14 protein-coding genes are annotated in these 16,895 nt (G+C 67.9%); 12 read left to right on the top strand and 2 right to left on the bottom strand.

The window, feature by feature from the left end:
• Position 1: 1 nt before the first annotated feature.
• The gene (locus D1610_RS03875; RefSeq protein ID WP_118862760.1) at positions 2-1,240 is read right to left on the bottom strand and encodes a CaiB/BaiF CoA transferase family protein; all 1,239 of its coding nucleotides are present in this window, start codon (positions 1,238-1,240) and stop codon (positions 2-4) included.
• Between the two features lie 135 nt (positions 1,241-1,375).
• On the opposite strand from D1610_RS03875, the gene D1610_RS03880 reads away from it, so the two are divergent.
• From D1610_RS03880 to D1610_RS03900, 5 genes are read left to right on the top strand one after another with little or no spacing between them, the layout of a single operon-like run.
• A complete protein-coding gene (locus tag D1610_RS03880; protein WP_182466683.1) occupies positions 1,376-2,482 on the top strand; it encodes a 2-hydroxyacyl-CoA dehydratase family protein in 1,107 nt (368 codons plus the stop codon).
• Positions 2,479-3,759, top strand: coding sequence for a 2-hydroxyacyl-CoA dehydratase family protein (locus D1610_RS03885; protein ID WP_118862762.1), 1,281 nt, complete (start codon positions 2,479-2,481; stop codon positions 3,757-3,759). The genes D1610_RS03880 and D1610_RS03885 overlap by 4 nt, the downstream gene beginning before the upstream one ends.
• Positions 3,756-4,946: a CaiB/BaiF CoA transferase family protein gene (locus tag D1610_RS03890; RefSeq protein ID WP_118862763.1), complete on the top strand. Its 1,191-nt coding sequence runs from the start codon at positions 3,756-3,758 to the stop codon at positions 4,944-4,946. The genes D1610_RS03885 and D1610_RS03890 overlap by 4 nt, the downstream gene beginning before the upstream one ends.
• Complete coding sequence (locus tag D1610_RS03895) at positions 4,946-5,779, top strand: SDR family oxidoreductase (protein ID WP_118862764.1); 834 nt, start codon at positions 4,946-4,948, stop codon at positions 5,777-5,779. The genes D1610_RS03890 and D1610_RS03895 overlap by 1 nt, the downstream gene beginning before the upstream one ends.
• Positions 5,766-6,752, top strand: coding sequence for a ketopantoate reductase family protein (locus D1610_RS03900; RefSeq protein WP_118862765.1), 987 nt, complete (start codon positions 5,766-5,768; stop codon positions 6,750-6,752). The genes D1610_RS03895 and D1610_RS03900 overlap by 14 nt, the downstream gene beginning before the upstream one ends.
• On the opposite strand, the gene D1610_RS03905 is transcribed toward D1610_RS03900, so the two are convergent.
• Positions 6,749-7,537 carry an enoyl-CoA hydratase/isomerase family protein gene (locus tag D1610_RS03905; protein ID WP_118862766.1) on the bottom strand — a complete coding sequence of 263 codons (789 nt, stop codon included), beginning with the start codon at positions 7,535-7,537 and terminating at the stop codon, positions 6,749-6,751. The two genes, D1610_RS03900 and D1610_RS03905, sit on opposite strands and share 4 nt — an antisense overlap.
• Positions 7,538-7,661: 124 nt before the next feature.
• On the opposite strand from D1610_RS03905, the gene D1610_RS03910 reads away from it, so the two are divergent.
• The 7 genes from D1610_RS03910 to D1610_RS03940 all read left to right on the top strand — a co-directional run bounded on the left by D1610_RS03910 (position 7,662) and on the right by D1610_RS03940 (position 16,883).
• Positions 7,662-10,403 carry a TonB-dependent receptor plug domain-containing protein gene (locus D1610_RS03910; protein WP_118862767.1) on the top strand — a complete coding sequence of 914 codons (2,742 nt, stop codon included), beginning with the start codon at positions 7,662-7,664 and terminating at the stop codon, positions 10,401-10,403.
• A 7-nt stretch (positions 10,404-10,410) separates the two neighbouring features.
• Positions 10,411-11,394, top strand: a complete 984-nt coding sequence (locus D1610_RS03915; protein ID WP_118862768.1) for an alpha/beta fold hydrolase — start codon at positions 10,411-10,413, stop codon at positions 11,392-11,394.
• On the top strand, positions 11,391-12,389 hold the full coding sequence (locus D1610_RS03920) for an NADPH:quinone oxidoreductase family protein (RefSeq protein WP_118862769.1): 999 nt from the start codon (positions 11,391-11,393) through the stop codon (positions 12,387-12,389). Before D1610_RS03915 ends, D1610_RS03920 begins: the two co-directional genes overlap by 4 nt.
• Positions 12,386-13,528 (top strand): 2-hydroxyacyl-CoA dehydratase subunit D, encoded by a 1,143-nt coding sequence (locus D1610_RS03925; protein WP_118862989.1) that lies wholly within the window; start codon positions 12,386-12,388, stop codon positions 13,526-13,528. The genes D1610_RS03920 and D1610_RS03925 overlap by 4 nt, the downstream gene beginning before the upstream one ends.
• A complete protein-coding gene (locus tag D1610_RS03930) occupies positions 13,525-14,805 on the top strand; it encodes a 2-hydroxyacyl-CoA dehydratase family protein (protein ID WP_182466684.1) in 1,281 nt (426 codons plus the stop codon). The genes D1610_RS03925 and D1610_RS03930 overlap by 4 nt, the downstream gene beginning before the upstream one ends.
• Positions 14,802-15,296, top strand: a complete 495-nt coding sequence (locus D1610_RS03935; RefSeq protein ID WP_118862771.1) for a MarR family winged helix-turn-helix transcriptional regulator — start codon at positions 14,802-14,804, stop codon at positions 15,294-15,296. The genes D1610_RS03930 and D1610_RS03935 overlap by 4 nt, the downstream gene beginning before the upstream one ends.
• 162 nt (positions 15,297-15,458) lie before the next feature.
• Positions 15,459-16,883 (top strand): aldehyde dehydrogenase, encoded by a 1,425-nt coding sequence (locus tag D1610_RS03940; RefSeq protein ID WP_118862772.1) that lies wholly within the window; start codon positions 15,459-15,461, stop codon positions 16,881-16,883.
• Positions 16,884-16,895: the final 12 nt, after the last annotated feature.

The following is a 16,895-nucleotide window of genomic DNA, read 5'->3' on the forward strand; positions in this document are numbered from 1 at the left end:
TTCAGATCGCCTGCTCCGCGCGGAGCCGCGCGATCGCGTCCTCGCCCAGGCCGAGCATGTCGCCGTAGATCGCCTGGTTGTCCGCGCCCAGCGGCGCGCCCGCGGCCGCCATCCGCGCCGGCGTCGCCGAAAAGACGATGGGAACGCCCGGGCCGAACACCTCGGCGGTGCGCCCGTGAACGGGGTGCGCCAGCTCGATCACCTCGCCGCGGGCGAGCACGCGCGGATCGCGGTTGGCCTCGTCGGGCGATCGCACCGGCGCGGCGGCGATGCCCTCCGCCTCCAGCCGCGCGATCACCTCTTCGCGCCCGCGCGCCCTGGTCCAGCCGCCGACGATCGCGTCGAGCTCGCGATAATGGTGGATGCGCGCGACCTGCGTCTCGAAGCGCGGATCATGCTCCAGGTCCACGCGGTCCATCGCGATCGCCAGCCGCTTGAAGTTGCGGTCGCCCGAACAGCAGATGACGACATCGCCGTCGCTCGCCGGATAGACACCGAACGGGGTCAGGCGCGGCACCGTTGCGCCGGTGCGCATCGGTATGCCGAGCTCCTCGAGCAGCTTGAACGGCTCGGACGCCTGCAGCGCGCTCAGCGCGCCCAGCATCGACACGTCGATATGCTGCCCTTCGCCCGTGCGGGCATGGTGGAAGAGCGCGGAGACGATGCCGATCACCGCGAACAACGGCGTGTTCAGATCGGCGAACGGCACGCCGATGCGGACCGGCGCATCGCCTTCGTCGCCGCTGGTCAGCATGATCCCGCTCATCGCCTGGATGATGCCGTCCATCGCCTTGCCGCCGCCGGGCGCGCCCTCCTGGCCGAACCCGCTGATCGAGCAATAGACGATGTCCTCGCGCGCGGCGCGGGCGGCGGTGTAGCCGACGCCCAGGCGCTCGGCGGTGCCGCGCGTGTAATTCTCCACCACCACGTCGAAATGGGGAACCAGGCGGGCGAAGATGCCCTTCGCCTCCGGATGCTTGAGGTTGAGCGTGATCGAACGCTTGCCGCGATGGCGGATCAGATGGCCGATCGCCACGTCGTCGTCGTGCAGGCGCTTCAGGCTGGCGCCGTCGCGGCCCAGGAAGGGGGCGTTCTCGCGCCCGTCGCCCTTGGGCTCCTCGATGCGGACGATCTGCGCGCCGAGGCCGCCCAGCAGCAAGGTGGCGAAGGGGCCGGCCAGCGCGCGCGTCAGATCGAGGATTCGGACCCCCGCCAGGGGTCCCGCCGCGCCTTCAACCATCGTTCTCCGCCCATCTGTTATTAAGTTGACCTGAATATTAGCTTGATGTGCGCCGCGCGCAAGGCTATAAATGTTTCAAGATATAACCAGTTGTGTTGCCAATCATCACCTTGGCAAACTATGACGGGAGAGCCGATGGCGGAGAGCATCAACATGGCGGCGGTGGATCGCATGGCGGCGGCGCGCGCGGCGAAGGCGGCGGGGCGTGCGGTCGTCGCCGTGGTCGGTCCGGGTGTCCCGATCGAGCTGGTTCTGGCGTGCGGCGCGATGCCGGTGCGGATCGTGGCCGATGCGGGCGGCGCCACCCCGGCGGCGGACGATCTTGTCGGAACGGCCGAATCGGCCGAGATGCGCGCGCTGATCGAGCAGGCGCTGGGTGGCGGGCTCGCCTTCGCCGATCTGCTGGTGATCACGCGGCCGCATGAATGGCTCTATTATTATCTGAAGGAGGCGGTGCGTCTGGGCGCGGAGGGGGTTCCACCGCTGCACATGCATGATCTCGTGCCCAGCGCCGAGGCGTCGCTGCGCGCCTATAACCGCCAGCGGCTCGAACGGCTGGCCGAAGCGGTCGCGCGCGCGATCGGCGTCGTGCCGACATCCGCCGCGCTTGAACGTGCGATCGCCGTCGCCAACCGGCGCAGGGCGGCGCTGCGCGATGTCCAGCGGCGGCGCGACGCCGGCTTGCTGGGCGGCGCGGATGCGGTCGCGATGATCGCCGCCAGCCACGTCCTCGGCCCGGAGACGTTTGCCGACCAGGCGGAAGCGTGGGTCGAGGGGCTTTCGCCGCCATCCGGCCCGCGCCTGCTGCTCCTCGCGAGCGACCCGGCGGAGGATGGCGCGCTTCATCGTGCGATCGAGGCGGCGGGCGTCGTCGTCGTCGCGGAAGACAGCGAATGGGGCGCGCGCGCCGCGACGCCCGATATCGCGGCGGGAGACGATCCGCTCGATGCGCTGCTCGACGATCTCCATGCGATCGCCTGCGGCCCGGACGTCAGCCCGCGCTCGGCGCGGCTCGCCTGGGCCGAGGCGGCGATGGCGCGCGACGACATCGCCGGCGTGGTGTTCGCGGTCCCGCCCGGCGACCGCCGGTTCGGCTGGGACTATCCCGGCCTGCGCGATCGCGCCGCCGGGCTGGGATTGCCGCAGCTGCTGCTGCGCGACGATCCGCGGGCCGATCCCGCTTCGGTGACGGCGGCGGTCGCGGGATTCGTCGCGACGCTGGGGCGGGAGGCGGCGGCATGAGCGGCGAGCGCCAGCGCCCCGAGCGCGTCACCCAGCTCCAGGTCTCGCACAGCCTGCGCGCGCACCAGCGCCAATGGTATGCCGATCTCCAGGCGCGGGTCGCCGATGGCGAGCCCTATATCCTGACCAGCCCGATCGCGCCGCACGAGATCTTCGAGGCGCTCGACCTGCTCTACATCACCGATGCCTGGTATTCGGGCCTGGTCGCCGCGCGGCGCCAGTCGGCGCATTTCTCGAACGTGATGAGCGCGCACGGCTATCATGACGGGCTCAGGCGCTACATGGCGCTCGGCCTGGGCGTGGTGCTCGATCCGGATCATCCCGACAAGCCCTGGGGCGGGCTGCCCAGGGCCTCCGCGGTGGTGACGACCAACGAAGGCGGTGGCGGCGCGGCCGAGCTCGCCCGGATGTGGGGCATTCCCTATCTCGGTCTCGACCAGCCCGCGATGCGGGTGATGCATCCCGAATGGTGGTCGATGCAGCGCCGCCAGTGGGAGGATTATGACGAGACCGACCGCATCGACATGATGGCCGCGCAGTTCGAAGAGGTGGTGCGCCTGGCCGAACGCGTCGCGGGACGGAAGCTCGACCGCGACCGGCTCGCCGGGATCGTCGATCGGGTGAACCGGCAGGAGGAGCATTTCGACGCGATCCGCCGGATCATCGTCGATTCGCCCAAGCTGCCCGCGCGGCTGGGCGAGGTGATGAGCCAGACGATGGGCATCCAGTGGCATCGCGGCAGCCAATGGGCGCTAGATCAGGCGGCGGCGTTCCACGCCGAGGTGAAGGCGCTGGCCGATGCGGAAGCATGGGTCTGCCCCAACGAGCGCCACCGGCTGATGTATGTCGGCGCGGGGCTGTGGCAGAAGCTCGATTTCTTCGACAGCTTCGAGGACAGCCACGGCGTCGTCTTCGTCCGCTCCAACTATCTGTCGATCGCGAGCGACGGGTATCTGCGCTACGGCGCGCGCGATCCGATCCGCGCGCTCGCCAGCCGCTACACGGTGCTCGCCAAGCAGATGTGGATTCCGCCGCTCGGCGGCGCATGGGCGGTGCACGAGGCGCGCGAGCACCGCGTGTCCGGCGCGCTCCAGCTCGATTCCAATCGCGGCATCGCCTTCATCACGCGCGCGCTGCGCGATGCGGGCGTGCCGGTGCTCGATCTGCCGGTCGATCCGGTCGATGCGCGCAGCTGGAACGACGATCGCATGCGCGCGCTCGTTGTCGATTTCATCGAGAATGCCCTCGAAAAGAACAAGGAAAAGATGGACGCATGAAGCCGCTTGAAGGGGTCCGCGTGCTTGATCTCAGCCACGCATTGTCGGGGCCGACCTGCACCAACATGCTGGCGCTGCTTGGCGCCGACGTCGTCAAGGTGGAGCGGCCGGGGGTCGGCGACGACTTCCGCCACTATACCGAACATGCCGGCATGGCCGGGATGAGCGTCCCGTTCGCGGGCGTCAACACCGGCAAGAAGTCGATCACGCTCGATTTCAAGAAGCCGGAGGCGCGCGAGGTGATCCTGAAGCTCGCCGAACGGAGCGATCTGCTGGTGGAGAATTTCCGGCCCGGCGTCGCCACCAAGCTGGGTCTCGATTACGATACGCTGCGTCAGGTCAACAAGGGGCTGGTCTACGCCTCGATCAGCGGCTTCGGGCAGACCGGCAAGTTCCGCGACTGGACCGCCTATGACCATATCGTCCAGGCGATGTCCGGCATCATGTGGATGAACGGGGATCCCGACGGCGGGCCGATGAAGGTCGGCTTTCCGATCATCGACACGTTCAGCGGCTATATGGCGGTGATCGGCCTGCTCGCCGCGCTGCACCGCCGCGACAAGACGGGCGAGGGCGATTTCGTCGACGTGGCGATGCTCGACAGCGCGTTCAGCCTGATGGGCGGCGCGATCCCGACCTACTTCTACACCGGAGAGGTGCGCGGCCGCACCGGCAATCGCGGCTATCGCCTGGTCGCGACCTCGGAGACCTATCGCACGGCGGACGGCTACATCGCGATCGGCGCCAATCACCAGCATCAGATCGAGGCGATGTGCCGGGTGCTGCACTGCGAGTCGCTGCTGCAGGACGAGCGCTTCGCCGACCACAAGTCACGGGTGAGAAACCATGAGGAGCTACGCATGGCGTTGTCGGACATCTTCCGCGAGCATAATGGCGAAGAGATCGAACCGCGGTTGGCGGCCGCGCACGTCCCGGTCGCCTTCGTCCGCAACCTCGGCCAGGTGCTCAATCATCCGCATTTCAAGGAACGCGAGATCTTCCTCGATGCCGAGCTTCCCGGCGCGGACGATCCGCTGAAGCTGGTCGGCCCCGGCTTCCAGCTCGGCAGCGGCAGGCTGGAGGCGGGCGCCGTGCCGACGCTGGGCCAGCACACCGACGAGATACTCGCCGGGCTCGGCTATGATGCCGGCGGGATCGAGGCGCTGCGCGCCGCGGGGGCGGTCTGATGTTCGCCGATGGTCTGCTGGCGGGCAAACGCATCCTCATCACCGGCGGCGGCACCGGGCTTGGCGCGGCGATGGCCGAGCGCTTCGCCGGGCTGGGCGCGAGCCTCGTCCTGTGCGGCCGCCGCGAGGAGGTGCTGCGCGAGACCGGCGAGCGCATCGCCGCGGCGACGGGAGCTCGCGTCGACGCCATCCGCTGCGACATCCGCGATCCGGCCGATGTCGACGCGCTGTTCGACGCCGCCTGGGCGGGCGGCCCGGTCGATTCGCTGGTGAACAATGCCGGGGCGATCTTCGTCGCCCGGTCAGAGCATCTGTCGCACCGCGCATTCGACGCGGTGCTCGCCACCTCGCTTCACGGCTCGATCTACTGCACGCTCGCGGCGGGCAAGCGGTGGATCGCGGCCGGCCGGCCCGGCAGCGTGCTCAGCATCCTGTCGACCGCGGCGATCACCGGGCGGGGCTTCACCGTGCCGACGGTCGTGTCGAAGACCGGCGTGCTCGCCATGACCAAGAGCCTCGCGGTGGAATGGGCGTCGAAGCGCATCCGGCTGGTCGCCATCGCGCCGGGGACCATTCCGACCGCCGGCTTCATGGCCAAGGTGGCGGCGGGCCGGGAGGGCGAGCCCGAGGCTCCGGGCGACAATACGCTGGAGCGGCCGGGGCGTCCCGACGAGCTTGCCGACCTCGCCACCTATCTGCTGTCGCCCGCCGCCGACTATATCAACGGCGAGATGGTCGTGCTCGATGGCGGGCGGCACCTGCGCAACTCGGGCGTCGAGGATCTGCTGAAGCGAAGCGACGCCGAATGGGAGGCGCAGCGTGCCCGCCGCTGACGGCGCGCTCAGGATCTGCGTCTACGGCGCCGGCGCGGTCGGCGGGCATTTCGCGGTGCGGCTGGCGGCGGCGGGGCACCGGGTGTCGGTCGTCGCCCGCGGCGCGCACCTGGCCGCGATCCGCGCCGACGGCCTGACCCTGATCCGCGCCGGCGAGCGCCTGACCGCGCGCGTCGCCGCGTCGGACGATCCGGCCGATCTCGGCCCCCAGGACGTCGTGATCGTCACCCTCAAAGCACACGCCCTTCCCGAAGTCGCCCAGCGGATCGCACCGCTGCTCGGCCCGGACACCCCGGTGATCTTCGCGCAAAACGGCGTGCCCTGGTGGTATGCGAGCGGCCTGGACGTCGCGCGCCGCGCGCCGCCGGACCTGTCGCTGCTCAACCCGGCGCTGCTCGCAGATCGCATCGGGATGGAACGCGTGATCGGCGGGGTGATCTATTCCTCCAACGATCTCGCCGCGCCCGGCGTGGTCCAGAACAATTCGCCGCGGCGCAATCGGCTGATCATCGGGGAGATCGACGACTCCACCAGCCCGCGTATCGCGATGCTGCGCGGCATGTTGGAGGAGGCGGGCATCGAATCGCCCGCGACCGATGACCTTCGCGCGCGGATCTGGGACAAGCTGATCGCCAATATGCGCGTGTCGCTGCTCGCCTTCCTGACCGAGCGGACCTCGCGCGAGGTCTATGACGATCCCGACCTCAGGCCGGTGATCGATCGGCTGGGCGCGGAGGCGGTGGCGATCGCGGCGGCGCATGGCGTCACCTGCGCGATCGACGACCACGGGCCGTCGCCCGGGCACAAATCCTCGATGCTGCAGGATTACGAGCGCGGACGCGCGCAGGAGGTCGACGGGCTCGTTACCGCGCCGCAGCTCTTCGCGCGGGCGGCCGGCCTCGACACGCCGACCCTGGACACGATCGCCGGCCTGGTCCGCGCGAAGGTGGCGACCGCGCCGCGCACGGCCTAGCGCTTTCCGGCGAGAAAATCGGTCACAGACTGGCGGTGCTCGCTGCTCGCGTAGCAGATGCCCTGCGCCGCCGCGCCCGCCGAGAGCACGTCGTCGAGCGACGTTTCATGACTATGGTTGAGGATCGACTTGGCAAGCCCCAGCGCCACCGGCGATCCGGCGCCATAGGCGGCCGCGCGCTCCACCGCAGTATCGACCAACACGTCGGGCGCGGCGATCTCGTCGGCCAGGCCGATCGCCAACGCTTCGTGCACAAGGACGGTGCGGCCGGTGAAGATCAGGTTCTTGGCCCGCGCCAGCCCGATCCTGCGGGGCAGCAGGAACATGCCGCCGCCATCGGGGATCAGGCCGCGCAGGATGTAGCTGTAGGCGAATTTGGCGCGATCCGAGGCGATCACCAGATCGCACGCGATCGCGAGATCGGCGCCAAGGCCGGCGGCTGCCCCGTTGACCGCCGCGATCACCGGCTTCTCGATGCTCGCGAGCAGCGTCACCAGCCGGTGCGTGTTGCGACGCTGGTGCAGCCATCCCTGGGCGGCGACCGCGCCGGGATCGCGTTCCAGCCGGGCCTTCATCGCGGCGATGTCGCCGCCGGCGGAAAAGGCGGAGCCTTCCCCGGTCAGCACCAGCGCCCGCACCGTTTCGTCCGCAGCGGCGTTTTCGATCGCCGCGATCAGCGCATGCCGCAACGCCTCGTTCACGGCGTTGCGCGCATCGGGCCGGTTCATCCGCAACAGCGCCACCGTGCCGCGGCGCTCGACGATCAGAACGTCTGAATCCGCCATGTGTCTCTCCTTCGCCTTCATCTGAGCAGCAAACCCTTTACATGGCAAACTGTTTCTAGTTATAACCAACTCGACGCTCACAAAGAGCGCTGCAGCCGCCGGTCCGGCGGGGGAGGATAGGAAGATGGCTCACCGTTTCATGGTTCCGGCGTCCCTGTTGTTGGCCGGCACGTCGGCCTTCGCCCAGACCAGTCCGGCGCCGGCCGATCAGGCGGCGCCCCCCGCGACGACGCAGCCCGCGCCGCTGACGCAGGAGGACGTCGCGCCGGAGACCACGGTCGATCCTCAGGGCGTCGAGGGCGACGCCGCTCCGCCGCAGGAGGCCGGCATCATCGTGACGGGTTCGCGCATCCGCGGCATCGCGCCTGTGGGTTCGAACGTGATCGCGGTGGGCGCCGAGCAGCTCGAGCGGCAGCCGACCGCGACCGTGACCGACTTCCTCCGCAAGATTCCGCAGGTGCAGGGCTTCGGCGTCGACGCCTCGTCGCCCACGGTGTCCGGCCAGGGCGGCACCAACACCACTCGCGGCAGCTCGATCAACCTGCGCGGCCTGGGGCCGGGCGCGACGCTAACCCTGCTCGACGGCCAGCGCCTGCCGTCGAGCGGCGTTTCGGGCAACTACATCGATCCCAATGCCATTCCGGCGATCGCGATCGAACGCGTCGAGGTGGTGGCGGACGGGGCGTCGGCGATCTACGGATCGGATGCTGTCGCCGGCGTGGTGAATTTCATCACGCGCCGTGATTATGACGGCGTCATGGTCCGCGCCCGCGGCGGTCTTGCAGAAGATTATTGGCTTGCCCAGGCCGGCGCAGTTGTCGGCAAGCGGTGGGGCACGGGCGGCTTCGCCCTCTCCTACGAGCATACCGAGACCGATAATCTCAACGGCGGCGAGCGCAGCTACATCCGTTCGGACCTGACCGGGCTCGGCGGTAACGACTATCGCAACAGCCAGTGCAACCCGGGCAATATCGTCACGGGTGGCAGGTCCTACGCGATCCCGGTTGGCGGTGTGACGCCGGAGACTGCGGCCTTGCTGATACCCGGAACGCGCAACTATTGCGAAAATCTGCGCTTCGGCGACATTCTGCCCTCCGAGACGCGCGACAGTTTCGTGTTCAACGCGCACCAGGAGATCGCCGAAGGGCTGACGCTCAACGCGCAGGTGCTGTTCAGCAACCGCAGCTACGAAGCCAAGGCGCTGCAGCAGGGATCGACATCCAATCTGGTCAACCTCAGCGTACCAAGTCGCAATCCCTATTTCGTCGCGCCGCCGGGAACCAATCCCGCGAGCGTGACGGTCGAATATGATTTCACACGCGAGCTCGGCCTCATCAACCAGACCGGCTATACGCGCGACAGGCGCTTCAGCGGCGGGCTGGAGTGGGAGATTTCCCAGGACTGGGAGTTCAACATCTCCGGCTTCTACGGCGTCGACGACAGCGCGCAGGTGACGCGGCGGATTGATTCAGGCGCGCTGAACGCGGCGCTCGGCAGCACCGATCCGGCGGCGGCGTTCAATCCCTTTGGCGGCGGCAACAGCCAGGCGGTGCTCGATTCGATCTTCGTCGGCATCTTCAATCCCTATGCGATCAACCGCACGCGCGGCGGCCAGGTGAATCTGAGCGGCTCGCTGCTCAGCCTGCCCGGCGGCGACGTGCGACTGGCGGTGGGGGCCGAGTTCATTCGCTATACGATCGACGGCGGGTCGGCGATGGGCAGGATCGACAGCCCGAACCTGCTCTATCAGAAGCAGGAGCGTAACCAGAAGTCCGCCTATGGCGAGCTTTTCATCCCCATTTTCGGCTCAGGCAACGCGGTTCCGGGGTTCGAGCGGCTCGACCTGTCGATCGCCGGGCGCATCGACGATTATAGCGATGTCGGTTCGACCACCAATCCCAAGTTCGGCGTCAACTGGTCTCCGGTGGACGGGCTGGTGCTGAAGGGCAGCTACGGCCAGTCGTTCCGCGCGCCCAACCTGCAGGACCTGCCGCTGTTGCGGACGGGCGCGGGTCTCGCGGTCGTCACCTGGCTCGATCCCGAATCGCCGACCGGCAGCAGCGTGGGCCTGTCGCTCAACGCGGGCAATCCGGATCTCACGCCGGAAAAGGCGACGACATGGTCGGGCACCGTTGAGTTCAGCCCGCGCAGCACGCCCGGGCTGCTTCTCTCGGCGACCTATTTCAACATCGATTACAGCGACGTAATCGGTTTCCCGCCGCGCACCGCGAACAGCCTGCTCGATCCGAACTACAGCTTCGTCGTGACGCGCAACCCGAGCGACGAGCTCATCCAGTCCTATCTTGATCAGGGCTTCACCATCGCGGGCATCCGTCCGCCGGTGGTCGGATTCTTCTATAACGGCCAGGCGCGGAATCTGGGGTCGATCCAGACCGACGGCGTCGACTTCAACCTGCTCTACGACATCGACACCGATGTCGGCGAGTTCGGCCTGGGCCTCAACGGCACCTATCTGTTCAACTACAAGGTGGCGATCAGCCCCGACGCGCCGCTCGAGCAGCAGAAATCGAACATCAACTTCCCGGTCGACTTCCGCGCGCGCGGATCGGTGGGCTGGTCCAACGCCGGCGCTTCGGTCGAGGTCACGGTCAACTATCTCAACGGCTACAACAATGTTCTGGTGAGCCCGGTCCAGCGGGTCGAATCGCTGACCACGGTCGATTTCCACCTGGGGTACGAATTCCAGCAGGACAGCGGCCTGCTGGAAGGGCTGGAGATCAGCCTGGACGGCACCAACTTCTTCAACGAACGCGCGCCGTTCGTGAACATCCAGAACGGCTTCGATCCGGGGCAGGCGAGCGCGCTCGGCCGCTTCGTCAATCTGACCGTCACGAAGAAGTTCTGAGTTGAGGATGGCGACCGCAACCGACGACAAGGAAGCCGACCCGACGACGGATGCGGATGACGGATCGCTTCTCGGCCGCTTCCGAGGGGAGCGGCCGGAGGCGTCCGCCTGGTTCGCCGAAGCGATAGCGGTAGAGCCCAGCCGATCGACATTCGCATCGGGCGGGGTCGACATCGAACTGTTGACCTGGGGCGAGATCGGCAAGCCCGGCCTGTTGTTCCTGCACGGCAACGGCGCGCACGCGGACTGGTGGAGCTTCATCGCCCCCTATTTCGCGCGGGACTATCGCTGCGCCGCAATCAGCTGGTCTGGCATGGGCGGGTCCGGCTGGCGCGAGGCGTACGACCTTCCGACGTTCGGAGCGGAGGCGTGCGACGCGATCGCCGCCGCCGGGCTCGATCGCGCTTCGGTCAAGCCGGTGGCGATCGCGCATTCGTTCGGCGGCATGCCGCTGATGCAGGTCGGCGCCCATCATGCCGACCGCATAGCCGGCGGAATCATGGTCGACAGCTTCGTGCCGCCGCCCGACCGCAAGCCGCGCTGGACGACGCGCGGCGCGCCGACGCGGCGCTATCCGCAATTGGCCGACGCGCTGGCGCGCTATCGCTTCGCCCCCGAACAGGACAGCCAATGGCCGGAAGTGGTCGACCATCTCGCGCGCACGTCGCTGCGCTGGATGGAAGCCGACGCCCATGGCGAGGCGGGATGGACCTGGAAGTTCGATCCGACGCTGTGGGCGACGATGGACCGGACCGGGGCAGACGCGCTGCTGGAGCGCGTCGATGTGCCGGTCGCCTTGATCTTCGGCGAGGAATCGCTGCTGGTCCGCGCGGAAGCCGCGCAGGCGATGCAGGCGCGGCTGCGCAACTGTCCGATCGCGATCGCGATCCCGCACGCGCGCCATCACATCATGGTCGATCAACCGATCGCGCTCGTCGCGGCGCTGCGCGTGGCGGTTCAGGCGATCGCGGCAGTTGGAGACAGGAAATGAGGATCTGGCACAGCACCGAAGTCGGCGGGTCCGACGCCCTCGCCATCGCGCAGGTCGATCCGCCCCTTCCCGGGCCGGGCGAACTGCTGGTCGATGTCCGCGCGTGCGGCATCAATTTCCCCGACAGCCTCATCATTCGCGATCTCTATCAGTTCAAGCCGCAGCGTCCCTTCGCGCCCGGTGGCGAGGTGGCCGGAGTGGTCAGCGCCGTGGGCGATGGCGTCAACGGCTTCGCTGCCGGCGACCGCGTCATCGCGCGGACCGGCTGGGGCGGCCTTGCCGAGCAGGTCGTGGTGGCGGCGGACAAATGCATCACGATGCCCGGCGCCATGCCGTTCGACGAAGGCGCGGCGTTCCTGTTCACCTACGGCACCTCCTATCACGCGCTCAGGCAACGCGCCCGGCTCGCGGCGGGTGAGACCGTGCTCGTCCTCGGCGCAGCGGGCGGCACCGGGGTCGCCGCGATTGAGATCGCCAAGGCGTCCGGCGCGCGCGTCGTCGCGGCGGCGTCGAGCGAGGAGAAGGTGGCGTTCGCGCGAGAATGCGGCGCGGACGACGGCATCGTCTATCCCTCGGGACCGCTGGACAAGAGCGCCTCGCGCGCTTTGGGCGAGGCGTTCAAGGCGGCCGCGCCCAAGGGATTCGACGTGGTCTATGATCCTGTCGGCGGCGACTATGCCGAGCCGGCGCTGCGCGCGATGGGATGGCGCGGGCGTTATCTGGTGGTCGGCTTCACCGCCGGGATACCCGCGCTTCCGTTCAATCTGCCGTTGCTCAAAGGGTGCGAGATCGTCGGCGTGTTCAATGGCGGTTTCCAGGCGAACGAACCCGAAGTGGCCGCCGCCAACACCCGCAAACTGATTGCGCTCTACGGAGAAGGCAAGCTTCACCCCCGCATCACGCGCCGCTTCGCTTTCGAGGACGCGCCCGAGGCGATCGACGCCATCGCCACGCGCGGCGCGCTGGGCAAGCTCGTCGTCATGGTGTCGGCATGACCGGCGCCGAAGCGCTGGCGCGGTTGACCGCGGCCTATGACGATCGTCTGGGCGAGGCGCGTCGGCGCAAGGCGGCGGGCGCGACGATCGTCGGCTATTTCCTCAATTCCGTGCCTGTCGAACTGATCGTCGCCGTCGGTCTCGATCCTGTCCGTCTGGTCGGCGATCCGGGACGCCGCGCATCCATCGCCGATCGCTACATGGAAGAATATATGGACGGCGAGGTGCGCTCGATCTTCGGATCGATGCTCACCGGCGATTTCGATTTCGCCGACCTGGTGGTGATCCCGCGCACGTCCGAAGTCTATCTGCAGCTCTATTACTTCCTGCGCGAGATGCCGCGCTGGGAACCGGATGCGCCGGTTCCCGAAACCTATCTGTTCGACCTGCTCCAATCGCCGCACTGGCTGACCGCGCGCTGGGACGAATCGCGCATGCGGTCGTTCGCGAAGCGGCTGGAGACGCTCGGCGGCCGGCCGGTCGACGACGGTGCGCTCGCCGAGGCGATAAGACTGTGCAACCGGCTGCGGTCGGCGCTCCAGGCGGCGAGCAGTTTGTGGCGCGGCGAGACCCGGCTCGACGGAATCGATGCGCTCAAGGTGATCGGCGCCGCGTCCGTGCTCGCGCCCGAGGACGCGATCGCCGCGCTCGACGCGTTGGCTGCCGATCCCCCGGAACCGCTGCCATCGGCCCCACGCCTGCTCCTTAAGGGCAGTCCGCAGAGCGACCCGCACGTCACCGCGCTGATCGAGGCGGCGGGCGGCCGCGTCGTCGCGCACGATCATGTCGCCGGCGACCCGACCTTCCGCGCGCTGGTCGCGGAGAACGACGCGCCCTGGGAGGCGCTCGCCGGTCACTATCAACGACATATTCTGGGTCCCCGCGTGCATCCGCAGGCCGATCAGGACGCGCATTTCATCGCACTGGCGCAAGAGGCGGCCATCGATGGCGTGATCTTCTTCCACGATGAATGGGACGACACGCTGGGCTGGGAATATCCCGACCAGCGCCAGTTGCTCGAGGCGCGAGGCATCCCGTCGCTGTTCCTGAAACGCCAACCCTATTTCGATCCGCCGGCCGAGGACCAGCGCGCCGCGATCTCCGATTTCCTCAGCCAGATCGCGAAGGTGCCGGCATGACCGAAGACACACGGATGGCCGCGACCCATGCCGCCAATGCCTATCAGAAGGCCGGGCAGGCGCGCTTCCGCGAAGAGGTGATCGCCGGCGGCGCGCCCTATGTGATCGCCGAGGCGGTGACTCCGCATGAGATCTTCCACGCGCTCGACATTCCGGTGATCTCGCTGCCTTGGTATTCGGCGATCATCTCCGCCAAGCAGCTCTCGCCCTATTATTTCGGGCTGATGGACAAGCTCGGCTATCATGACGGCCTGCCGCGTTACGGATCGCTGCCGTTCATGACGACGCTGGACGGGGACCGCGACCGCGCACCCTATGGCGGCCTGCCGAAGCCGCTGATGATCCTCGAACGGCTGCGCGGCGATTTCGGACAGAAGATCGGCGAGCAATGGGCGCGCGCCTTCGGCGGGGACGTGCCGCTGGTTTCGCTCGACAGCTCGTCGCTCGCCGATCTCGGCAGCCCGTGGTTCGACCGCAACCAGCACGGCTGGGAGGAACTCTACGGCTCCGACCGGCTGGATTTCCAGGTCGAGCAGTTGAAGGGCGTGATCGCGCTCACCGAGGCGCTGACGCATCGCGCGCTCGATCCCGAGGAGCTGCGCAAGGTGATGCATCTGGTCAACCAGGCCGGTGAGCAGGTCGATCGCGCCAAGCGGCTGATCGGCGGGACCAAGCCGGTGCCGGTGTCGCTGCCCGAGCAGCTGACCAACATCATGGCCGCGACATGGAATCGCGGCGGGCAGTGGGCGGTCGATCATCTGACCGCCTATTGCGACGAGATCGAGGAGCGGATCGATAAAGGCTATGCGATCTGCCCGAACGAGAAGGTCCGCCTGCTGTGGGTCAACAACGGCCTGTGGTTCAACACCGGCTTCTACCGCGCCTTCGAGGAGAGCCACGGCGCGACCTTTGTGTGGTCGATGTATTCGAACTTCCTGTCGGACGGGTATCGCAAATATTTCGACGACGGGGTCGATCCGCTCCGCGCGCTGGCGGCGCGGCACATCAGCATGAACGAGCAGCTTCATCTGCCCGGCTGGATGGCCGAATGGATCGTCCAGCAGGCGAAGGACTATCAGTGCGACGGCGCAGTGGTCCTGGTGCCGATCGGCGACCGGATGAGCTCGTTCGGCACCAAGATCTGCCAGCTCGCGCTGGAACAGGCGGGCATCCCGACGCTGGAGCTGACCGCCAGCATGGTCGATTCTCGCCTGTGGGACAATGACGCGATGATCGCTAAGGTCGGTCGTTTCATCGAGGAGCGAATCGCGGCGTGACCACCGGGCTCAACGATCTCGTGCCGAGCCACGCGTCACGGGGGCAGGGCGAATACGACATCGGCGTGCTGCGGGACGTGATCGTCTTCCGGCTGCGGCGTATTCGCAACCATATGACCGAGTCGTTCCGCGCGGGCGGCTGGCGCGACGGACTGAAGCCCGGCGAGTTCACCACGCTTGCGTTGATCGTCGCCAATCCCGGCATCTCGCAGATCGATCTCGCGCGCGTCGGGGGATTCGACCAGACCTCGCTGGTGGGGATCATGGACGATCTCGAACGGCGCGGCTGGGCGGGACGGGCCAAGGACCCCGACGATCGCCGCCGCCATCGCATCGTCGCCACCGCCGCCGGCCGCGAAGCGCTCGACGGGCTGATGGCGCGGGCGCAGGAGAACGAGCGGCCCGCGCGCGAGGCGCTGACGCCCGCCGAGCTCGACGCGTTCATGAACGCGCTCGACAAGATCTACCACCGGCTGCTCGACCCCGAATAGGCAGGAGCGGGAAGCGTGGCGGCGGGCCCGATTCCGCCTGCCGGCATGATCATCGCAAACATCCAGCCGCCACCGATGCCCTGAAAACAATTGCCTATTTTGCCACTTGTCGCCTTTACGCTATTACGCTATTTCACATAACAATCAGCGATGGAGAGGATTATGGCGGCGCTGGCGGAACCTGAAGGACCGACCTTTACGCGGATCAGTCCCGTGACCGGTGAGATCGCGAGCACGGCGCGGGCATCGAGCGTGGCGGACGCCGATGCGGTGGTCGAGGCAGCCGCGGCTGCGTTTCCGGCGTGGTCGGCAATGGGGCCCAATGCACGGCGCGCGCTGCTGACCAAGGCGGCCGCCGCGCTTGAAGCCAAGGCCGATCAGTTCGTCGATGCGATGATGGGCGAGATCGGCGCGACCGAAGGCTGGGCGCGTTTCAACCTGATGCTGGCGGCGGGCATGATCCGCGAGGCGGCGTCGCTCACCACCCAGATCGGCGGCGAGGTCATTCCTTCGGACAAGCCGGGCTGCATCGCGATGGCGCTGCGCGAACCCGTCGGTGTGATGCTCGGCATCGCCCCTTGGAACGCGCCGATCATCCTGGGTGTCCGCGCGGTCGCCGTGCCGCTCGCCTGCGGCAATACCGTCGTGCTCAAGGCGAGCGAACAATGCCCGCGCACGCACGCGTTGATCGCCGAGGCGTTCGCGGAGGCCGGCTTGCCGGCCGGGGCCGTCGGCATCGTCACCAATGCGCCGGAGGATGCTGCCGGGATCGTCGGCGCGCTGATCGACCATCCGGAGATCAAGCGCATCAACTTCACCGGATCGACCGCGGTCGGGAAGATCATCGCCAGGCGCGCGGCCGAACATCTGAAGCCCGTGCTGCTGGAACTGGGCGGCAAGGCGCCGCTCATCGTTCTCGATGACGCCGATCTCGACGAGGCGGTCAAGGCGGCGGCGTTCGGCGCCTTCATGAACCAGGGCCAGATCTGCATGTCGACCGAGCGGATCATCGTCGTCGACGCGGTGGCCGACGAATTCGTCGCGAAGTTCGGGGAAAAGGTGAGCGGCATGCCCGTCGGCGACCCGCGCGAGGGTAAGACGCCGCTCGGCGCGGTGGTCGACCTAAAGACGGTCGACCATGTGCGCGGCCTGATCGACGACGCGCTGCAGGGCGGCGCGGTGCAGGTCAATGGCGGCGAGGCGGACGGCGTGCTGATGCCCGCGCATGTCATCGACAAGGTGACGCCGGCGATGAAGCTGTTCCGCGACGAAAGCTTCGGGCCGGTCGTGGCGATCGTGCGCGCGAGGGACGAGGCGCACGCGATCGAACTCGCCAACGACACCGATTACGGGCTCTCCGCCTCGGTCTTCACCCGCGACACCGCGCGCGGGCTGAAGGTCGCGCGGCAGATCAAGTCGGGCATCTGCCATGTCAACGGCCCGACCGTGCACGACGAGGCGCAGATGCCGTTCGGCGGCGTCAAGGCCTCCGGATACGGCCGCTTCGGCGGGAAGGCCGGCATCGACGCTTTCACGGAGCTGCGCTGGATCACGATCGAAACCCAGCCCGGCCACTACCCGATCTGAACAGGAAAAAAT

It is taken from the genome of Sphingomonas gilva (assembly GCF_003515075.1).
In the GTDB taxonomy this organism is placed as follows: Bacteria; Pseudomonadota; Alphaproteobacteria; order Sphingomonadales; family Sphingomonadaceae; genus Sphingomonas; species Sphingomonas gilva.